Origin of the sequence: Salinimonas marina, from assembly GCF_015644725.1 — a bacterium.
Lineage (GTDB): Bacteria > Pseudomonadota > Gammaproteobacteria > Enterobacterales > Alteromonadaceae > Alteromonas.
In genome coordinates this window covers 3,159,803-3,178,383 of record NZ_CP064795.1, presented here as the reverse complement: position 1 = coordinate 3,178,383, position 18,581 = coordinate 3,159,803, and the positions used below count along the sequence as shown (strand labels likewise).

Genomic DNA, 18,581 nt, shown 5'->3' with positions numbered 1-18,581 from the left:
TTTATCTCGTCACTGTTTTTTTAACGTCGGCCATTTCCTCTGCCATTCCTGCCTTTTATTTACTTCCTGTTTTTTATTCACGTCAAAACCAGCCCCATCCAACGATTTTGTTGGCTTGGTTAGCAGTTGGTCAAAAAGTTGTCATAAATTGTCGAAAAATTGTCACTTTTCTGTAGCATAGCTTTCGTACCCTACCTGAACAATTGGACAGTTTTTAAAAACAAACAGGAATTGCACCATGAAAATCATAGCTCTGCTTCCTCTGGCATTGTGTGTGTCTGCGGCTACCAACGCCGATGTATTAATCTCACAGTACATTGAGGGCAGCAGTAATAATAAAGCGATTGAACTGTATAACACCTCCGGCAACTCCGTGGACTTAAAAGACTATACCCTTTCTTTTTATTCCAATGGCAATACTTCAGCCAGTACCGTTATTGATTTGACCGGCAGTATCAACCCCGGCGCTACCTATGTGGTAGCCAGCCAGAATGCAAGTAGTGCCATTACCGGTTTAGCCAATCAGCTAAGCGGCCAGAACTTTTTCAATGGTAACGATGCCATTGTGTTAAGCCGAAGCACCACAGTGGTGGACAGCCTAGGCCAAAAAGGCGTTGATCCAGGCTCTGAATGGGGCACCGGGCTAACCAGTACCAAAGATAACTCCCTGATTCGATTGGAAACCGTCAGCCAGGGCGATACCAATCCCGATGACCCCTTTAACCCCGCTGCGCAATACCGTGGACTGGCCAAGGATGATTTCAGCGGGTTAGGTGAGCACACCTTTAGCCCGGATGACAGCGGTGGCGGTGAGGAGGGCAGCCTGGCCGGCGTATGCACCAATTGTCCGGACCTGGACAAAGTTGCTGCGGCCAGTGATTTTGACCCCGCCAGCTATTACGCCGCGGTCCAGGCTGAAATTAATGCCGGCAGTGACAGCGCCATTGTCCGTCAGCGCTTAAGTGAAACTCTGGCTAACGGTCATCGTCAGCTGACCTACGATGAAGTATGGACAGCGCTGACCGAGACCGACGAAGATCCGGCCAATAACAACAATGTCATTTTGTTCTACTCAAATCGCTCTATTGCCAAGAGCAGCAATGGCTCAGGGACCGCCTCGTCCAACCCGGATAACTGGAATCGTGAACATAGCTGGCCTAAAAGTCATGGTTTTTCAGAGCGCAACAACGAAGCCTACACCGATATTCAGCATCTTCGCGCCACCGATATTTCGGTGAACAGCAGTCGCGGCAGTCTGGATTTTGATTACAGTGATGCCCCTCTGGCCGAAGCGCCTGAAAACAGGGTCGATGGCGATTCTTTTGAACCGCGCGACGCGATAAAAGGCGATGTCGCCCGGATGATGATGTACATGGATGTGCGTTATGAAGGCAACACGGATGTTACCCCGGACCTGAGATTGGTCAATTATCTTACCGCCGGCGGTGATGCGGAACTGGGCAAGCTATGTACTTTGTTGCAATGGCACGAAAATGACCCGGTGGATGCCAGCGAGTCAGCACGCGCAGATCGTATTTACGAGTATCAGGGCAACCGCAACCCTTTTGTGGACCACCCGGAATGGGTGTCGTTGCTGTATTCGGATCAGGCCTGTGACAACAGCGCTCCGGCTCCGGTCGAGCCTGAACTGCAGCCACAAAGTCCGGCTGCCCCCATCATGCTCACTGCTGTATTTGATGCTACCTTGCGCGGCGGCGTACCCAAAGGGATTGAACTGCTGGTAACCCGCGATATCGATGATTTGAGTATTTGTGGGGTGGGCTCTGCCAACAATGGTGGCGGTTCTGATGGTCAGGAATTTACCTTTGATGCCGTAAGTGCCAGTGCCGGCGACTACCTGTATTTGGCCAGTGAGAATGACAAATTCCTGAGCTTTTTTGGCTTTGCTCCGGATTACACCTCAGGTGCCATGAGCATCAACGGGGATGATGCCATCGAAGTATTTTGTGATGACGCGGTGGTGGATACCTATGGCGATATCAATACCGATGGTAACGGTGAAGCCTGGGAATACACCAACAGTTTTGCCTATCGTACCGGCGGTGCAGCGTCGGCAACCTTTGATGTGGCCCAGTGGAATGTGCCCGGTGTCGACACGCTTAATAATCAAACCACCAATGCCACGGCCACTATTCCCATCCCGGTGGGCACATTCAGCCTGACCCCGGCCACGTTATTTTTCTCAGAATATATTGAAGGCAGTGGCTACAACAAAGCCCTGGAGTTGGTGAATCTGGGCGGTACCGATGTGGCGCTGGCCGACTACAGCATTCAGATTTTCGCCAATGGCAACACCACCCCTAATGATTTGATTAGTTTGAGCGGCACATTAAGCCCGGGTGAGGTTTTTGTGATAGCCAACAATCAGGCAGATAACGCCATTCTGGCTGAAGCCGACACCGTAACCGGGGCGATTAGTTTTAATGGTGACGATGCGGTGGTGCTCTGGCTAAAAAACAACATTGTTGACGCTATTGGGCAAATTGGTGTGCGCAGTAATTGGGGAAGTGGCGACACCTCTACCAAAAACCGTACTCTGCGCCGCCAGGACGGCATCTCCATCGGGGATGACAATGCCTATGACAGCTTTGACCCGGCTACCGAATGGAATGGCTTTGCGCAAAATACCTTCGACGACCTGGGCCGTTACCACAATGGCGGCGGTAACGGGGGTGGCAGCAATGAGCTGGGCGCATGTTATGAAGATGCGGTGTTTATTCACGAGGTCCAGGGCGACGGTTTTAGTTCTCCGCGGACCGGAGAAAGTGTCATCATCGAGGCCGTGGTTTCTCATGTAACCCCTGGCCTGTCAGGTTTCTTCATGCAGGAAGAAAGTGCCGACTATGATAGTAATGACAATACCTCGGAAGGGGTTTTTGTGGCTGGTAATACCGGGGAATTAATGGTGGGCGATGTCGTCAGGCTTAAAGGTGTGGTGGAAGAGTCTTACGGCCGTACCCAGCTGGTGGCGCAGGGTGACCCTTTGGTTTGTGCAAATGCCAGTAGCTCGGTGACCCCGGTGGTGCTTAATTTACCGCAAGCATTTGCAGGTGAGTTTGAAGCCTATGAAGGGATGATGGTGACCAATCAGTCAGATTGGCTGGTCAATAATGTGTACTCGTATGGCAAGTATGGTGAAATCCAGGTTGGCTCTGAGCGACTATTCACGCCGACCCAGTTGTTCGGGCAGGGACTCAGCAAGCCGAAGATCTTGCCGAAAGTAATACGCTGGATGTTCTGTTAATCGATGACAATAGCAGTAGCGGTTTTGTCCCCAGCGACCTGTTACTTGCTGGCGGAGTAATGCCACACAACCCTGTTCGGCTGGGCGATAAAGTGCTCGCGGTGACCGGTGCGCTGGATTATGGGTTTGGCAATTTCAGAATTCAGCCAAGCAGCAGTGTTGAGGTTGCGACGCAAAATTCTCGTACAGACTCACCCGAGCTTGAAGAGGGCAACTTAACTATTGCCAGTTTCAATGTGCTGAATCTGTTTAATGGTGATGGCCAGGGCCAGGGGTTCCCGACGTCGCGTGGTGCCGATACCTTTAGTGAATATGAGCGTCAACAAGCCAAAATTGTCGCGGCTATAGCGGCCATGGATGCCGATATTATCGGATTGATGGAGCTGGAAAATGACGGTTTTGGACCATTAAGTAGCATTGCTCAGTTGACCGAGGCACTTAATCGGTCCGCCGGTGATAATCGTTATGCTTATGTCGATGCCGGCACACCCACCATTGGCAGTGATGCTATTGCCTCGGGGTTACTGTATCGCGCCGACAAGGTAGCTACCGTAGGGGCAGCACAGATTTTAACTGCCGAGAATAGCATCCGGGATGATAACGGCCCGCTGTTTGCTTTTAATAATCGCCCCTCGCTGACCCAGGAATTTCGATTTAAAGCCACAGGTAATACCTTTGTGGTGGATGTGAATCACTTCAAATCTAAAGGCAGTGCGTGTCGTGAAGCCGGTGAAGATACCCTGGCGGGTAACTGTAATCTTACCCGTACGCGGGCGGCCATTGCCTTAAGTGCATGGCTAGGTTCAACGTACGAAGATACGCCGACCGTGGTGCTGGGAGACCTGAACGCCTATGCCAAAGAAGATCCTATCGTGTATCTCACCGATGCTGGTTTTACTAATACGGTAGCCGCCTCTAAGCAAGACACGGCTTACAGCTATACCTTTAAAGGTGAACTGGGCACACTGGATTATCAGCTGGCTAACCCGGCGATGACCGAACTGCTGGTGGACGCCACCATCTGGCACATTAATGCGGACGAAATACCCGGCTTCGACTATAACGAAGAAAGAAAGCCTGAAAGCTGGTTAAACACCTTACGCTATCGGGCATCGGATCATGATCCGGTATTGGCAACCTATCGGTTTGCCCTCATCGGTGATTGGGATGGCGATGGTGATGTGGATATGCGCGACAGTATCGGCTTGTTGTTTGCGTTAATTCGTGGCTTGCCGGTAGATGCCAGTTTCGACATCAATGGGGACGGCCGGATCAACACCCGGGATGTGGCGGCTATGCGTAAATTGTGTACCCGTCCAGGCTGTTCTACCGGTGAAAAGCCAGTCCGCAGGGGCCGGGAAAGCCGCTTAAGCCTGTGGGGAAGCCGGTAAGTTGCTATAGTCCGGGGTTGGTGCGGGTTTACCCGGCGCCAACTCCGAGGTTTTACTACCAACTACACCATTAAAAAAGCCCGCTTCATGGTTCTGAAGCGGGCTTTTCGTTCGCAGGGGAATCAGACTAATAAAGGGTCAGAGGTAATCAAACTCACTGCCGCTGACGCTTAATACCGATTGGGCTCCGGCCTGCATCGCAACTTTATGAGCATCGCGACGCGGCAGTATCCGGGCCTGGTAGAAATCACAGGTTTTTTGTTTAGCACTGGCCAGGGTGGTGTTATCGCTTTGTGCAGCAGCATCGGCCATGCTGTACCACAGCACGCCCAACAAAGAATATGCGGTGTACGCCAGATAGTCACAGGCGGCACTGGCCACATCTTCCGGGGCCATGCCCAGACAGTCAGCCGAGGTGGCCCGCCAGTCGTTTAGCAGTGCTTTGGCCTGGGATTGCGCGGTGGTATCGGTCATCGCGTCGACCCTTTTGCTCAGCTCGTTAAAAGTGACCTCCATCATCTGGCCTTTATTGCGAGTCAGCTTACGGCCAATCAAATCCAGCGCCTGAATGCCATTGGTGCCCTCATACAACTGGGCAATACGCACATCGCGCATAAGTTGTTCCATGCCCCATTCGCGAATGTAGCCATGGCCACCAAACACCTGCACGCCCAAACTGGTTGATTCTAGCCCCATATCGGTCATAAACGCTTTGCATATCGGCGTTAAAAATTGCAGTACCTGTGAAGCGGTGTTTTTTTGCTCCCCCTCGCCAAAGCGTTCGGCATCCATATACCCCGAATAAAGTACCGACAACGCCCGACAGCCTTCTGTCAGGGCTTTTTGGGTAAGGAGCATGCGCGCCACATCAGGCTGAAACACAATCGGATCAGCTTTTTCATTCGGGCATTGAACGCCCTGAGGAGCGCGGGACTGCACCCGTTCGCGGGCATAGGCAAGGGCCCCTGAAATGAGGCTTCGCTGGCGCCAAGCCCTTCCAGTCCTACCTGAAAGCGGGCATCGTTCATCATGGTGAACATGCAGGCCAGGCCCTGGTTTTCTTCGCCGACCAGCCAGCCGGTGGCTCCATCGTAATTCATCACACAAGTAGGGCTGCCTTTAATGCCCATTTTGTGTTCAATACTGCCAACCGAGACGGCATTGGTTTCGCCCGGCTCGCCCTGGGCATCGGGTAAAAATTTAGGTACCAGGAATAAACTGATGCCTTTTACCCCCGCCGGTGCATCGGGCGTGCGGGCCAGCACCATATGCACGATATTGCTGGTCCATTCGTGATCACCACCGGTAATAAAGATTTTGTTGCCGGTGACTTTATAACTGCCATCGTTCTGTGGCTCGGCTTTGGTAGACAGCAATGCCAGGTCAGTGCCCGCCTGGGGCTCGGTAAGATTCATGGTGCCGGTCCATTCACCGCTGATCATTTTAGCCAGATAGGTATCTTTAAGCTGCTGGGTGGCATGCCGGGTCACCGCCAGTACTGCGCTTTCGGTCAGCATGCTGGTTAAACGCCAGCTTAAATTGGCCGAATGCAACATTTCGTGCACCGGCACCGCCATCGAATAGGGCAGCTCCTGACCATCATACTCAGCGCTTCCCAGCATGCTGTTCCAGCCATTGGCAATGTATTCATGATACGCCTGGGCAAAACCATCCGGGGTGGTAACCTGGCCATCTTTTAGCGTACAGCCCTGCTCGTCGCCGGGGCGGTTTAACGGCGCCAGTACATCTTCGGCAAACTTTGCCCCTTGGGCCATAACCTCACTGGCCAGTTCAAAGTCAAAATCGGTAACGCCCAGAGACTGATAATGTGAATCCAGCGACAGCCAGTCTTTCAAAAGAAACTGATAGTCTGCTAATGGTGCCTGATACTGAGGCATAGCCCACTCCTGATAAATTTAAACGGGTGTTTGAATTTGTGATTATACGCAGAAAATACGCCTCGCCAAGCCTCGTGTTAGCGTTTTGTAAAAAGCTTAATGTGACAAATCGTGAAGAAACCAGTTGTGGTAGTGAGGCCCAACCATGACAGCCCCAGCAAAGTGCAGCCAGCCCAAAATGATGAGATAGAAACATATGAGAAAAATATGGACACTCACTTTTTTACCCAGGGCCAGTGAAAGAAAAAACATGGACACCCACCTTCTTACCCAAGGTTGGTCTGTCTAAAAACTCTTTTGCATCGAATAAAAAGCACAAACTCAGGGGGCTGTTCTAAGGAATTTGGATTGTGTGTCATCAGCCTACAGAGCTGGAGATGACGGGGTGTTGGGTTTATCTAAGAGGTGGGTGTCCACTATAAAGGTGCTTGTTTATCTTCAGCAAATACGCCGGGATTTACCCGACGCGAAAAGCACCGCATTAAAAATGCAGCGCTTCAGACCAATGCCAGCAAGGATTATTTTAATACGATAGTCTGGCGATATTTGCGAGTCGATAGTGCCATTAAACCTAAGGTTATCAGTGCCATCGTGGCAGGCTCTGGGATATTAGCGTTGCTGGTTTGCAGTGCAAAGTTATCAACACGGGGACCGGGGAAGTTATTTAATATCGCGTCTCCCGTGTCGAAGGAAAACTCTACCTGAAACGGATCGTTGCTGGCTAAAAAGTCCGCTATGTTAAACACCGAGGTGCGATACATATTATCATTGAAGGCGGCACCACCATTGTTAGCCAAAATCTGCGTCGCAACACTGTTTTGAATTAGAAAAACATCAAGGATATCCCAGATGGAGGCTTCTGAGCCATCGAGACTATCGAAGCTAAGACTACAGCCCTGATTCCCCGGGTTAGCACATTGTAATGCGCCGCTGGTGGCGGTCCCGCTATTAGCACTACCGGTGTTAAAATTACCATTAAGGGTAGTCCCGGCAGTTTCATCCTTTACATACCCCAGTGCGCCTGCACTGCCATTGGGGTTGTTGTCCGTAACATGCCACAATCCTGTGAGTGTCCATCCCTGGGCTAAGCCGTCATCAAAGTCTTCGGTAATAAGCGCTGCTTGGCATGTTCCGGAAATAAGTAACCAGGAAGCCGCCATAGTTGAAATTACACTTGTGAATTTCATCGCGTTAATCCTTTTTTTAAAAATTATATTGAGCCAGTTGGTGGATGTTTATTTGAGTGCACTCTATTCAGCTAAGGCATAGACTGGGCCATAAATATATATATAAGCACTTTCAATGGCTTGGATTTCATACATTAAAAATACATTGGTTTTTATCCGAATAATGTAAAGATTCTGGACATAGACAAAAGTTGAATAAATGCTGCTCAAAGAGGATTTCAAAGGTGGGAAAAATAGAAAAGTAAAAATAAACACGGACCATTTTTTGATGTTTTATTTCTCCATCCGTTAGGATTTTATATTTCTCAGTTAAGGGCAAGCACTGCAGAATTGACTGGTCGGTAGACAGTGTTTTTATTGAGGTGACGGGTTTGTGTCAAACAATCTAAGAGCATCGGGTTACCGCAGCGCCATGCTAAATCCAGATCCTTGTTATTACACAATCTCAGGCAGAAGCTTTTTATTACATAGTACTTGTCCAGCGTTAAGTTCTATCTCGCAATAGTTGCCGGGTGATATTGTGCTGTTACCCTTTCTTTTTGCCATCACCGAAGGCTCTCCATCTAAGGCAGACACATTCACAAAATGGGTCTGCTGCCAGACTTTATGCTCAAAGGTATGGATGTGCCCATACATATGCAGCAGCGGTGCAGTGGGTGAGTAGTCGCCCAGCCGGGTGAGTTTCTCATGGGTTATAATGATGGTACGACGGGGATCACAGTGCTTATCTGCATAGATTCTTTCAAATAATGCCTGTTTGTTGCGATGCAAAATTTCTTTGTTGGTTTGCTTTAAATCGCTCAGATAGTTTTTATGGGCGGTGCCGTGTCGTTTTTTGTTTTTTTCAAGGAGGTAGTGCTGGTGTTTATGCTCGAGCTCGCGGGTCAAATGGATAGCAAAAGGGTTATTGCCCCAGTGGCTAGGGCAGCCACTGAAACCTGTTAACCAATAGCCATTCAGTTCAATAAGGTTTCCGTGTAAATGGATACCGTTGTCGGCGGTGCTATGGTGATAATCAACCTTGCTGTCCCAGTTTCCCAGCACATAATAAACCGGTAAGTTCAGAGTATCTAAAATTCCCATAATCTCACTGAAGGCTTTGGAGCCGATATCGCCCGCTACCAGCACGCAGTCATAATCTTTGGCATTAACGATGGCCACCAATCGTTGTACTGGCTCGGTTTTGTTGTGTATGTCTGAAAAAGCGAGAATCCGCAAAACTGTTTCCTGCATGCTTAACGATAATGACTATGCGATCGTGAATGAATGATGGTTTTGAATCATTACCAACCACCTGTTGCTCGTCTGGTATAAGTCAAAGGCTATCCCCAACAAAAAAGACTTGAGAGCTAAAAATCCCAAATTCAATGTGTAGAGGGCCTAAGTGTTGACACCCACTTTAAATTATCTGACCGTTTAACCCAGCACCGGCTACCTGCGCAATCCTGCACTTACCGCTTCCCGAACCTCTTCAAACCCAACGGCCAGGTTGCAATTGCGGGGTGGGGCGGTCATGCTATCTGCTAGCTATTTATTCGGGAGCCTGAACTCTATGACAACCTCTTCTTTAGTTGCCGTCGTTACCGGTGGTAGTCACGGTATTGGACTGGCTGTGTGCCGGTTATTTGCTGAACATGGCTACCAGGTTTTCAATTTAGATATTGAAGATACGGCCATCCCACAGCCTCAGGTCACCTGGCAGCAGTGCGATGTGTCGGATGTTCGGCAAGTGCAGCAAGCCATGACTGCGGTGATAGAAAACACCGGGCGGATCGATGCATTGGTGTCTAATGCCGGCGTCCATTTTTCCGGCACAATTGAAGACACCAGCGAAGCCGATCTGGATCGGGTTTTTGCCATCAATGTGAAAGGTGCCTATGCCGCTATCGTAAATGCGCTGCCGGTGATGAAGCAGCAACAACATGGGGCGATTGTGATAATGGGTTCAGACCAGTCTTTGGTGGGTAAGACCGGCTCGTTTGCCTACAATATGAGCAAGGCTGCGCTGGCCTCGATGGCCAAAACCACCGCGCTGGATTATGCCAGCTACAACATTCGCGCGAACGCCGTTTGTCCGGGCACCATTGAAACCCCTCTGTACCACAATGCGATAAACCGCTATGTCGAAAGCTCAGGTGCTGATGCCGCCGAGGTGCATGCGAGCGAGGCCGCCGAACAACCGCTGGGGCGCCTGGGGCAGCCGGAAGAAGTAGCCGAGCTGGTGTATTTTCTGGCCAGTGACAAAGCCCGTTTTATCACCGGTAGTTTGCAGGTGATTGATGGAGGCTATACCGCCCGCTAACTTATGCAAATTATTGACCCCCACCTGCATTTTTTTGCCCTTGAAGAAGGGCAGTACCATTGGCTACAGCCACAAAATCCGCCCTTTTGGGCCGATAAACAGAAGTTACACCGTGACTTTAATGAGCACAGCCTGGTAATTAATGATGCTCATACGTTAGCGGGCATCGTGCATATCGAAGCCGGATTTGATAATGCGCGGCCGTGGCGTGAAATCGATTATCTTGAAAACCACGTTACGCTGCCTCTTAAAACCGTGGCCGGGGTGGATTTACTGGCTACGGATATGGCTGCCACTCTTGCTCAGCTGGCCGGCAGAACCAGTGTGGTGGGCGTACGGCATATACTGGATGAGTCGGCCTGCGAGCTGTTAAGCTCACCGCTGGTGCAGCAGAATTTAGCATTACTGGTACAGCAGCAATTGCATTTTGAGGTCCAAATGCCAGTGGCCAATACTCGTGCAGTAGCCCTGCTGGGTGAGGTTATCAAACGTACCGGTTTGCGCTGCATTGTGAATCATGCCGGCTGGCCTGCGCCGGATGCTAATAGCTATCCCCGCTGGCTGGATAATATGAGCCAGCTGGCCGGGTTTTCCGAGTGCACAGTAAAAGTATCCGGGTTTGAGATGCTTAATCGTCAGCGCACCTGCAGCGAAGCGACTATGGCCCGTGCTCTTGAGGCGCTGTTACAACGCTTTGGCCAGCACCGGGTGATGCTGGCCAGTAATTTTCCGGTGTGCTTGCTAAGCTGCTCATATCGGCAGTTATGGCAGCGGTATATGACCCTGATGAGCCGATTGTCACTGCCGGTGGCAACTCAGCAGGCACTGCTAAGTGAAAATGCCCGGCACTGGTATCAGTTTTCATAAAACGAATCTGACACAGGTTTAATAACCCGCACGCACTGGGGCCCGTATTAACCGGTATTGATTACCTTCAACATAGCTAGTGTGTGAGTCATGAAATCTGTTTTTTTGATGTTCTTCAGCATTTTGATGTTAACCAGTTGTGCAGGACAGGACTGGCGCACCGCCAGTCGCGAACCGGCCGGTATCGCGGCTGATCCGGCCACTAAGCCGGCGGCGATAATAGATGTTTATGTGGCCGATGCGTTTAGCTGGCGGGGCTGGTTTGCGGTGCATACCTGGGTCGCGGTTAAGCCGCAAAATGCGTCAGAGTATACCGTGTATGAAGTAGTAGGATGGCGGATTGAGGAAGGCCTGCCGGCGTTAAAACAGTACCAGACCTCAACGCCGGACCGATACTGGTATGGCGCCAGACCAGAACGCATTTTGTCGCTTGAAGGCGATAAAGCCAGTGCCTTGATTGCTGATATTGAGCAGGCGGCAGACAGCTACCCATGGGCAGATCAATATCAGGTTTTCCCCGGTCCCAACAGTAATACTTTTCCGGCCTGGCTGGCCAAACAAATTCCCGAGCTAGGATTAGAGCTGCCATTTCGGGCGATTGGCAGCGGTTATGCCGATAAGGCTGACGAAGAAGGGTAATTCACAGCCTGTCCCCAGACTGTGAATTCAACCGGGTTATTGCATCAGCCACATTCTGGCTTCGCGTGGCGGTAGATAAAACTTATGCCACTGGCTGGTGATGACCTGGGTGTCATTGCTTAACGTGTCCCGATACTCCCGATCCCACCACAACCCGGCGGCTGAGGTATCGACCCAGACATCCTGACCCTCACCACACTTGTTTATCCCTACAACGCCCTGGTGTTCGCGCTGAAACAGCAAAATACAGTCATTATTGTTAAGCACATTCATGCTGCGGCCCTGGGTAGCATTGTGAAACCCGACCATGGCGGTAACATCACTGCGGTTGTATAAGTTCTCCCAGCGCCCATCACCACTTTCATTGTGGTCAGAATACATCAGCGGCACCCCACCATCACGGCCCAGGATAAACGCATTGGCTAAATACTCATCGGTGGGGTCCAGTAGCTGATACCTAAAGCCCTCATTTAAAGGAATGTCGTGCGTCACGCTAAACGTAATAGCCTTGGCGGCCGGTAACGCCTGCCCATAAGCGCCGGGATCCACCAGGTTGTTCATCGAACCGCTATAACTGAATGCACTGCGTATCTGTGAGAACAACGGAAAATCATAGGCCGAGTGGCCAGTCTGGCTCAGATACGGGGCCAGAAAATTATCATATTCAGCGCTACCGGCCCCGCCGGTGGTAATGATTTCACCAAAAACATGCACATCATTTTTTATCTGTGCCGTAAAAATCTGATTGATATGCCAGTTGGTCATATGCTTAGCTGCATCTACCCGAAAGCCGCTTACTCCCATACTTTTAAGTGCCTGTAAGTAGCTTTTTTGCTGTTCAATCACCCAGCTATTGGAGTCTAAATCCGGCAAACCCGGATCGGGTGGCGCGCCACACAACCGGTTGTATTGCACATCGCCGACATTGCTGTAATCGCTGATGCACTGCGGACCCTGAGGGTCGTAGGTTCCGTGAAAATCACCACCGCCAAATAAGCCGTTATCAACATCGCCAAACAAGGTAATATTGTTGTAATAAGGCTGATTTGCTGCGTACTGACCCAGCACGGCGCTGCCCGGATAGTTAAGATCGCTACGTTGAGCGGCCTCGTTGGCCATATGGTTGAATACGATATCTGCGTAGGTTTCGACACCCTGTGCAGCTAAAGCAGCCACCATCTGCGAAAAATCATTGGTATCACCCAGCGGATTGTCGATAACGCGGTAATCCTGGGGCTGATAGCGCGCCCACCACTGATCGCCGGTGGATTTATAGGCCGGCGATACCAGCACCTTTTTATACCCTGACTGAGCAATTTCAGCCGCTTTATTGGCGACCTCATCATACTGCCAGTTAAAGGCATGCAAAATAACATCTGCCTGAGTACTGGAGGCAAACAAGGCGCTAGCCACTGCCAGGCTCAGGTAATGCTTATTGTTTCGAACAGACTGCCGACGATCTCGCAACATAGTTTCTAACCTTCAAAGTAAGGGGTTAAAAAGCATGTTTACATCTTGTTATCATTTTATAAACACTATGCATACGTATTCATGCGCCGATGCGCTACTGAAAAGCGTGCCAGGATTCAGGTTTTGCAGGGCCGCCAGACAATGCTGTCGGCCCTGTTAGCAAGAGGACTAAGGCGGGATTACTTTAAGGCCGTGACGGTCATGTTCGGTGAACGATAAACAATGTCGTCATTTAGCTCAATGCCGATGCCAGGGGTATCGGGAGCGCTGATGTAGCCATTTTCAGGCTGGGGATCCTGCACACATAACTCGCGGTTCCACGATTTGGTGGCATAAGTATGATGCTCGTGGATTAAAAAGTTTGGAATGGCCGTTTCCAGATGCAGGCTGGCCGCGGTGGCCACCGGACCGCCACAAACATGGGCCTGAATCCGCACATCATAAATATCGGCGTAATCACACACTTTTTTGGTTTCAGTGAAGCCACCGCACAGACCAACATCAGGCTGCAGCACATCTACCGACTGGTCTTCTAAGTAGGGGCGTACATCCCAGCGATTATACAACCGCTCGCCCCGGCGATGGGCACATTGACTCTTTTGGCGACCTTGTCATGTAATTTGGCATTAAGATAGTTCACGGGCTCTTCGTAATACAGACAACCGATTTCTTCTACCATCTCGCCCAGCTGAATGGCGGTAGATGCGCCCAGCAGACTATGACATTCAAAAATAATATCGCCTTCATCGCCCATGGCATCGCGAATCGCCTGCAGCCGGGCCTTAAACAATTTCATCTCAGCCCGGCCAAACAGCTTGGTGCGGTCAAAATGAGTAACGCCGTCTTTGTCGTAGACAATAGGATCGACTTTCACGGCGGTATAGCCGTCAGCCATGGCTTTTTCAGCGGCACGGCCATAGTCTTCTGGCTGCACCAGCTTGGTGATCTCGCTATCCCAGTCAAATTGCAGCTGGCTTGCATAACAGCGCAGTTTTTCATTGGTTTTACCACCCAGCAGCTGATAAACCGGTACGCCCAGGGCTTTGCCCCGAATGTCCCAAAGGGCGGTATCAATGGCGCTCATGGCGGCATACACCACCGGACCGCCGCCTAAGCCCCAGAAACTTTCACGCAGCATCCGGCTCCATAAATGCTCGGTATTAAAGGCATCCCAGCCAATCAAAAAGGCTTCAGCCATTTCTTTTACCATGTGCGCCGCCGCGCTATGGCCCAGATCATAAGCCAGGCCTGCTTCACCCACGCCGGTAATGCCTTCATCGGTATAAATACGCACAAACACCGGGTTCCACGGCGGGCGCTCAGGACATTCGATATCAAATATTTCTACTTTGGTGACTTTCATGTTTTATCCTTGTGTTCGGGGGCAGTGCCGGTTACTTACAAAAGCCAGGATCTAACCGCCAGGCTTTACGTAACAGGGCGGGCCAGGCTTTCTGCCCACCGGTTTCGCCTGAATGTACTACGCTGGCCTGCTGATAGATGTTATCGACAATCTCCTGCGGAATAGGAATGACCTCAGCATTAACGCTCATCAACTCAAGCTGAATCTCACAGGCGCGCTGCAAATCGTAAAAACGCATAAAGGCATCGCCGATGGTGGAGCCTAATGTCAGGCCGCCATGGTTAGGCAGCAGCATATGATTGGTCTCGCCCAGGTTTTGTTGCAGGCGCGTGCGTTCATCATCATTCACTGCCAGCCCTTCATAGCCGTGATAGCTTAATGAGGGCAGCGAAAACATCGAATACTGACTCCAGGGCTGCAAGCCTCCGGCTAATGAAGCCACGGAGATCATGGCTTTGGTATGCAGGTGCACAATACATTTTGCATCGCTGCGTGCTTCATGAATGGCGCTGTGAATGGTAAAGCCCGCCGGATTGATGGTGGCAGACGTGTCTTGCTGAATATTGCCCTGCAAGTCTACCTTGACCAGGTTCGAGGCGGTTACTTCATCAAACATCAGACCAAAGGCATTCACCAGATAATGATTGCTGCCCGGCACCTTGGCTGAAATATGCGTATAGATAAGATCGCCCCAGCCCATATCTGCTACCAGTCGATAGCAGGCAGCCAGATCAATACGGGTTTGCCATTCAGCTTCACTTACAGAGTTTTTTAAACTTTCATGGGGTAATTCAAACACCGGACGGTTCTCTTTTAGTTTCGTCATCGAAAGAAAGTGCTATGCAAAGTATCAAACCGAGGTAGGCCGTACAAGGTCAACGCGGCTATAGGCTATAGTACAAAAGGGAATAACCTAGGTGCTTGTTAGTAAATAGAATAGCGCACAATGCCAGATTTTGGGGTGTTGGCGTCACATGCCTGTTAGTGGGAAGTAAGTGAGAAAAGCAGTAGCTTCTTGCTTTGTGATGTTTTTAGTTTGGCGCTTTAGTTAAAAAGAATAGATTGCTTTAACCATAGAAGTCAGGTTTTTCAGTCTGAATAAAATATTGCCTGGTTCTCATTATTTTGCGTATGTCATTAAGAAACGGGCTTTGAGTCATCAAATATCTCAAATTTTTATCTGATATGTAATTACTGAGACTGCTTAGTAACACACATTATAAAATCGCAGGATGCGCGCTGTAGCCTGAATTATGTCTGGGTTTTGGTTCAGTATGGGGTAGGTGATTACGCTGAAGTCTCAATAAGTGCATAAAATCGGCTTTGGCTAAGTCTAAAGTGTTGATAAATATTATTTTTATTTCTGAATAAGACTAGAGTTACTGAGAAGTCTTAGTTACACGCAAAAATTCAGTAGCAATAGGCTAAATATTTAAAGTAAGCTGTTGAAATAGAACAAAGGATTGTAGGGAATAACAGTGACAGTAGATGCGTGTTACTGTGAGGTCTACATAATAAGATGTTAGGTGTACTCATGGATAGCGGCAATATCAAACAGAAAATTGAAATTGAAGGCCTGGAAATAATCAGGCGTTATCCTTCCGATAATGTACTTGCAAATTATCCTCGTGAGAAACTAAATAGAAATATCGAGGCTTATAAAACAGATGGCAAACTTGCCTGGGTAATCCAAGAGTGTCCAGCGGGTGCTCCAAATGAGGATAAAGCTTACATGGATATTCATGTAAAAGATGGCCAACTTATAGCTGGAAACTGGATTGGTTTGGATTTCATCGTAAATCTAGAAACAGGTGGCGTGAGTCCTGCTAAAAAGGGTGTTCGCCCATGGTAGCACCACACCTAACAAGCGCATGTTGTTCGCCCCTGCGGGGCTGGGACCTCCGTTCAGCTGAGCTTCACTTCGGCCCCAAATGCGGGTGTTATATAACACAGGGAATCAAGTGCGCAACGAAGAACCATCTGAATCAATCACAATTATAAAATCGGATGCAAAGAAAGCTATCTGGGTGCTCTTGATCCTAAATGTTTTTGTGGCGCTTCTAGCTTTGGGTGGTGAACGAGAATTTGTTATCGTTGCAATTTTCGTTCAAGTGGCAATATTATTGCTGTGGTTGTTACCAGTGTTTCTATATCAAGTTCTAATTAGGAAACAGGATTTAGCGGTTTCGATATGGTGCGCTTTAGCATCATACAAAGACCTAATGGGGCAAGTTCAGTGGCCGTAGTGTTATATAACAAGTTGCCTAATATCGCCGCAAAAAGCGCGGCTGGGACAACTACTCACTGGGCTTCGCCCAACAACGTTCGCATTTGCCCATTGGCAAAGCGTTATTCGCAAAGATGAAGTTTCGTAGAAAAATTTACATTAAAGTTTATCAAGACCGATTTGTGAGCCGAATATTTGGTGATGAGCACGAAGAAATTACTTTGTGCAATGAATTATCAAACTCACGAACATTGCTCGGTGATTGGAGGGCATTAAAAATCTCTCTGAAGCAGGTAGTGAGTAAGCATTGCCAACTAATTCATAAAATTTATAAGCCAGTTTTTCTTATCCATTTAATTCCAACTTTTGAGGGTGGCTATACAACGTCCGAGTTGAGGTTATTTCAAGAGCTTGGTAAATCAGCTGGTGCTCATTTCTGCTTTATGTGTGAGGATAAGTATGGTCCGTTATCAAATGAGCAAATAAAGGCTGTTTTTCGTGCCCTTTAGCTTTTGCGTATAACAATCACATTAAGGCGCTTCGCTGGGACAGTAACACGTGGGTTCTGTCGCTACGCTTCAAATTTTAGCCCACGCATTACTGCCCCTTATGTGGGTGTTAGGCGGCCGGGTTCGGCCCTATTATCACGGGATGTCCTGTATCGGGCGCCCCCATCCAGGGGCAAAGTCAGACGATGAGCTGAAAGCAAATCCAGAAAATCATGCCGACCTGGGCAAGGAAGAACGTAGCACGTGATAGCACAAACGCCGGGGCAGTGCTTATGAGATGTGACAGGCTCTGCCCCACGCGCGCAAGCAGGATGAACATCGCAAGACTATCTACCACGGGGCTCTTGCCCATGAGCGCGGCAACCACCACTACGCCTGCGAAAAGCGGAAAGTTTTCCACGCAGTTCAGGTGCGCGCCCTTGGCGCGAACCATGAAGGCCGGGTCGCGGTTGACCTCAGCGCGTTCCCAGTCTGAGAACTTGCGGCCTCCGAAAAGCGCCATTGGCACGCGAGGGAATGCGTAAGACAGCGCGAGAAGTTGTATCCATACGACGTAAAGCACCACTGCAATGAATCCGGTCATAATCTTTCCTAGTATTTTAAATTGCATTTATTATACGTACACAGCCTCCGAACAGATGCCACGCATCGCACAGCGCTGGACACAGTTGATGACGAGGGTACGGTGGCAGAACAATACGTCCGCGTCGGCAGTTTCGGGAGAGCTCCAGGGGTCGTGGAGGACTGCCGCCTAACAAATCGCTGTACTCGGACATATTTTTCGTTGCCTGCGGCAACTCAAAATATGCCGGTAAGCTCAGGCGTTATGTTTCTTTCCAGTTTGATGGACTAAATGAATTATGAAGATAGGGCTAGTCTATTTCTCTAACACAGATGTAACTGGAAGATTGATGTCAGCAGTAAAAGCTGAACTATTGGCGGGTAATGCCAATGTAGTTGACTACAAGATATCTGGTGAAGAAATTATCAAAGGTCGTTTCATAAACAACCAATTGTTCAAAAATTTACACGAATGCCGCGCCATCATTTTTGGCTCACCAACTTACATGGGTGGCGTAGCGGCACAATTCAAAGCTTTCGCAGATGCAACAAGTGACTTCTGGTCAAATCAAAAATGGGCAGATAAGATTGCTGCTGGGATCACTTCAGGCACTGGTTTAAACGGTGATCAGTCATCAACTCTTCACTATTTAACGGTACTAGCAAGTCAGCATGGTATGGTGTGGGTCGGTTTAGATACACCTTACAATAATTCAAGTGAAGGAATTAATCGGTTAGGCTGTCAGGTTGGTGTAACTGCGTGCAGCACCGATGGAGTTGTGGATGGAGCAGACCTTAAAAGTGCCCAATCTCTTGCGAGGAGGGTTTTGAAAATTGCAGGAGCAATCAACCACGAAACATAACAAAACAATAAGCCACGTTCGTTTCACTCATTGGGAAAA

At 49.4% G+C, this 18,581-nt stretch carries 14 protein-coding genes and 2 pseudogenes; 9 read left to right on the top strand and 7 right to left on the bottom strand.

Features of this window, described 5'->3' with window-relative positions; translation table 11 throughout:
• Nucleotides 1-238 precede the first annotated feature (238 nt).
• Both IT774_RS14240 and IT774_RS14235 read left to right on the top strand, forming a co-directional pair.
• The gene (locus IT774_RS14240) at nucleotides 239-3,265 is read left to right on the top strand and encodes an endonuclease (protein WP_195810349.1); all 3,027 of its coding nucleotides are present in this window, start codon (nucleotides 239-241) and stop codon (nucleotides 3,263-3,265) included.
• Nucleotides 3,184-4,656, top strand: coding sequence for an ExeM/NucH family extracellular endonuclease (locus tag IT774_RS14235; RefSeq protein WP_195812313.1), 1,473 nt, complete (start codon nucleotides 3,184-3,186; stop codon nucleotides 4,654-4,656). Before IT774_RS14240 ends, IT774_RS14235 begins: the two co-directional genes overlap by 82 nt.
• 138 nt (nucleotides 4,657-4,794) lie before the next feature.
• On the opposite strand, the pseudogene IT774_RS14230 reads toward IT774_RS14235, so the two are convergent.
• From IT774_RS14230 to IT774_RS14220, 3 genes and pseudogenes are all read right to left on the bottom strand, one after another.
• Nucleotides 4,795-6,554: pseudogene (locus IT774_RS14230) on the bottom strand (acyl-CoA dehydrogenase family protein).
• 518 nt (nucleotides 6,555-7,072) lie between these two features.
• Nucleotides 7,073-7,741 (bottom strand): PEP-CTERM sorting domain-containing protein, encoded by a 669-nt coding sequence (locus IT774_RS14225; protein WP_195810348.1) that lies wholly within the window; start codon nucleotides 7,739-7,741, stop codon nucleotides 7,073-7,075.
• Between the two features lie 435 nt (nucleotides 7,742-8,176).
• On the bottom strand, nucleotides 8,177-8,959 hold the full coding sequence (locus IT774_RS14220) for a metallophosphoesterase family protein (RefSeq protein WP_195810347.1): 783 nt from the start codon (nucleotides 8,957-8,959) through the stop codon (nucleotides 8,177-8,179).
• A 334-nt stretch (nucleotides 8,960-9,293) separates the two neighbouring features.
• On the opposite strand from IT774_RS14220, the gene IT774_RS14215 reads away from it, so the two are divergent.
• The 3 genes from IT774_RS14215 (at nucleotide 9,294) to IT774_RS14205 (ending at nucleotide 11,549) form a co-directional block, all read left to right on the top strand.
• The gene (locus tag IT774_RS14215; protein WP_195810346.1) at nucleotides 9,294-10,043 is read left to right on the top strand and encodes an SDR family NAD(P)-dependent oxidoreductase; all 750 of its coding nucleotides are present in this window, start codon (nucleotides 9,294-9,296) and stop codon (nucleotides 10,041-10,043) included.
• Between the two features lie 3 nt (nucleotides 10,044-10,046).
• A complete protein-coding gene (locus IT774_RS14210; RefSeq protein WP_195810345.1) occupies nucleotides 10,047-10,910 on the top strand; it encodes an amidohydrolase family protein in 864 nt (287 codons plus the stop codon).
• A gap of 90 nt (nucleotides 10,911-11,000) precedes the next feature.
• Complete coding sequence (locus tag IT774_RS14205; protein WP_195810344.1) at nucleotides 11,001-11,549, top strand: DUF3750 domain-containing protein; 549 nt, start codon at nucleotides 11,001-11,003, stop codon at nucleotides 11,547-11,549.
• 36 nt (nucleotides 11,550-11,585) lie between these two features.
• On the opposite strand, the gene IT774_RS14200 is transcribed toward IT774_RS14205, so the two are convergent.
• The 3 genes and pseudogenes from IT774_RS14200 to IT774_RS14190 all read right to left on the bottom strand — a co-directional run bounded on the left by IT774_RS14200 (nucleotide 11,586) and on the right by IT774_RS14190 (nucleotide 15,208).
• Nucleotides 11,586-13,019: an alpha-amylase family protein gene (locus tag IT774_RS14200; protein WP_195810343.1), complete on the bottom strand. Its 1,434-nt coding sequence runs from the start codon at nucleotides 13,017-13,019 to the stop codon at nucleotides 11,586-11,588.
• Between the two features lie 179 nt (nucleotides 13,020-13,198).
• Nucleotides 13,199-14,382, bottom strand: a pseudogene (locus tag IT774_RS14195) (mandelate racemase/muconate lactonizing enzyme family protein).
• A gap of 31 nt (nucleotides 14,383-14,413) precedes the next feature.
• Nucleotides 14,414-15,208 (bottom strand): class II aldolase/adducin family protein, encoded by a 795-nt coding sequence (locus IT774_RS14190; protein ID WP_195810342.1) that lies wholly within the window; start codon nucleotides 15,206-15,208, stop codon nucleotides 14,414-14,416.
• Nucleotides 15,209-15,916: 708 nt separating this feature from the next.
• Here IT774_RS14190 and IT774_RS14185 point away from each other — a divergent pair.
• The 3 genes from IT774_RS14185 (at nucleotide 15,917) to IT774_RS14175 (ending at nucleotide 17,118) form a co-directional block, all read left to right on the top strand.
• On the top strand, nucleotides 15,917-16,234 hold the full coding sequence (locus IT774_RS14185) for a hypothetical protein (RefSeq protein ID WP_195810341.1): 318 nt from the start codon (nucleotides 15,917-15,919) through the stop codon (nucleotides 16,232-16,234).
• A gap of 109 nt (nucleotides 16,235-16,343) precedes the next feature.
• A complete protein-coding gene (locus IT774_RS14180; RefSeq protein ID WP_195810340.1) occupies nucleotides 16,344-16,628 on the top strand; it encodes a hypothetical protein in 285 nt (94 codons plus the stop codon).
• Between the two features lie 163 nt (nucleotides 16,629-16,791).
• On the top strand, nucleotides 16,792-17,118 hold the full coding sequence (locus IT774_RS14175; protein ID WP_195810339.1) for a hypothetical protein: 327 nt from the start codon (nucleotides 16,792-16,794) through the stop codon (nucleotides 17,116-17,118).
• A gap of 178 nt (nucleotides 17,119-17,296) precedes the next feature.
• Here IT774_RS14175 and IT774_RS14170 read toward each other — a convergent pair whose 3' ends face one another.
• A complete protein-coding gene (locus IT774_RS14170) occupies nucleotides 17,297-17,701 on the bottom strand; it encodes an MAPEG family protein (protein ID WP_195810338.1) in 405 nt (134 codons plus the stop codon).
• A 328-nt stretch (nucleotides 17,702-18,029) separates the two neighbouring features.
• On the opposite strand from IT774_RS14170, the gene IT774_RS14165 reads away from it, so the two are divergent.
• Nucleotides 18,030-18,542, top strand: a complete 513-nt coding sequence (locus IT774_RS14165; RefSeq protein WP_232365006.1) for a flavodoxin family protein — start codon at nucleotides 18,030-18,032, stop codon at nucleotides 18,540-18,542.
• Nucleotides 18,543-18,581 lie beyond the last annotated feature (39 nt).

What these genes read in the sequence shown, in the direction of transcription:
- IT774_RS14240 (WP_195810349.1), top strand. Translation starts at nt 239, where the DNA reads ATGAAAATCATAGCTCTGCTTCCTCTGGCATTGTGTGTGTCTGCGGCT.
- IT774_RS14165 (WP_232365006.1), top strand. Translation starts at nt 18,030, where the DNA reads ATGTCAGCAGTAAAAGCTGAACTATTGGCGGGTAATGCCAATGTAGTT.
- IT774_RS14200 (WP_195810343.1), bottom strand. Translation starts at nt 13,019, where the DNA reads ATGTTGCGAGATCGTCGGCAGTCTGTTCGAAACAATAAGCATTACCTG.
- IT774_RS14225 (WP_195810348.1), bottom strand. Translation starts at nt 7,741, where the DNA reads ATGAAATTCACAAGTGTAATTTCAACTATGGCGGCTTCCTGGTTACTT.
- IT774_RS14215 (WP_195810346.1), top strand. Translation starts at nt 9,294, where the DNA reads ATGACAACCTCTTCTTTAGTTGCCGTCGTTACCGGTGGTAGTCACGGT.
- IT774_RS14210 (WP_195810345.1), top strand. Translation starts at nt 10,047, where the DNA reads ATGCAAATTATTGACCCCCACCTGCATTTTTTTGCCCTTGAAGAAGGG.
- IT774_RS14185 (WP_195810341.1), top strand. Translation starts at nt 15,917, where the DNA reads ATGGATAGCGGCAATATCAAACAGAAAATTGAAATTGAAGGCCTGGAA.
- IT774_RS14205 (WP_195810344.1), top strand. Translation starts at nt 11,001, where the DNA reads ATGAAATCTGTTTTTTTGATGTTCTTCAGCATTTTGATGTTAACCAGT.
- IT774_RS14170 (WP_195810338.1), bottom strand. Translation starts at nt 17,701, where the DNA reads ATGACCGGATTCATTGCAGTGGTGCTTTACGTCGTATGGATACAACTT.
- IT774_RS14190 (WP_195810342.1), bottom strand. Translation starts at nt 15,208, where the DNA reads ATGACGAAACTAAAAGAGAACCGTCCGGTGTTTGAATTACCCCATGAA.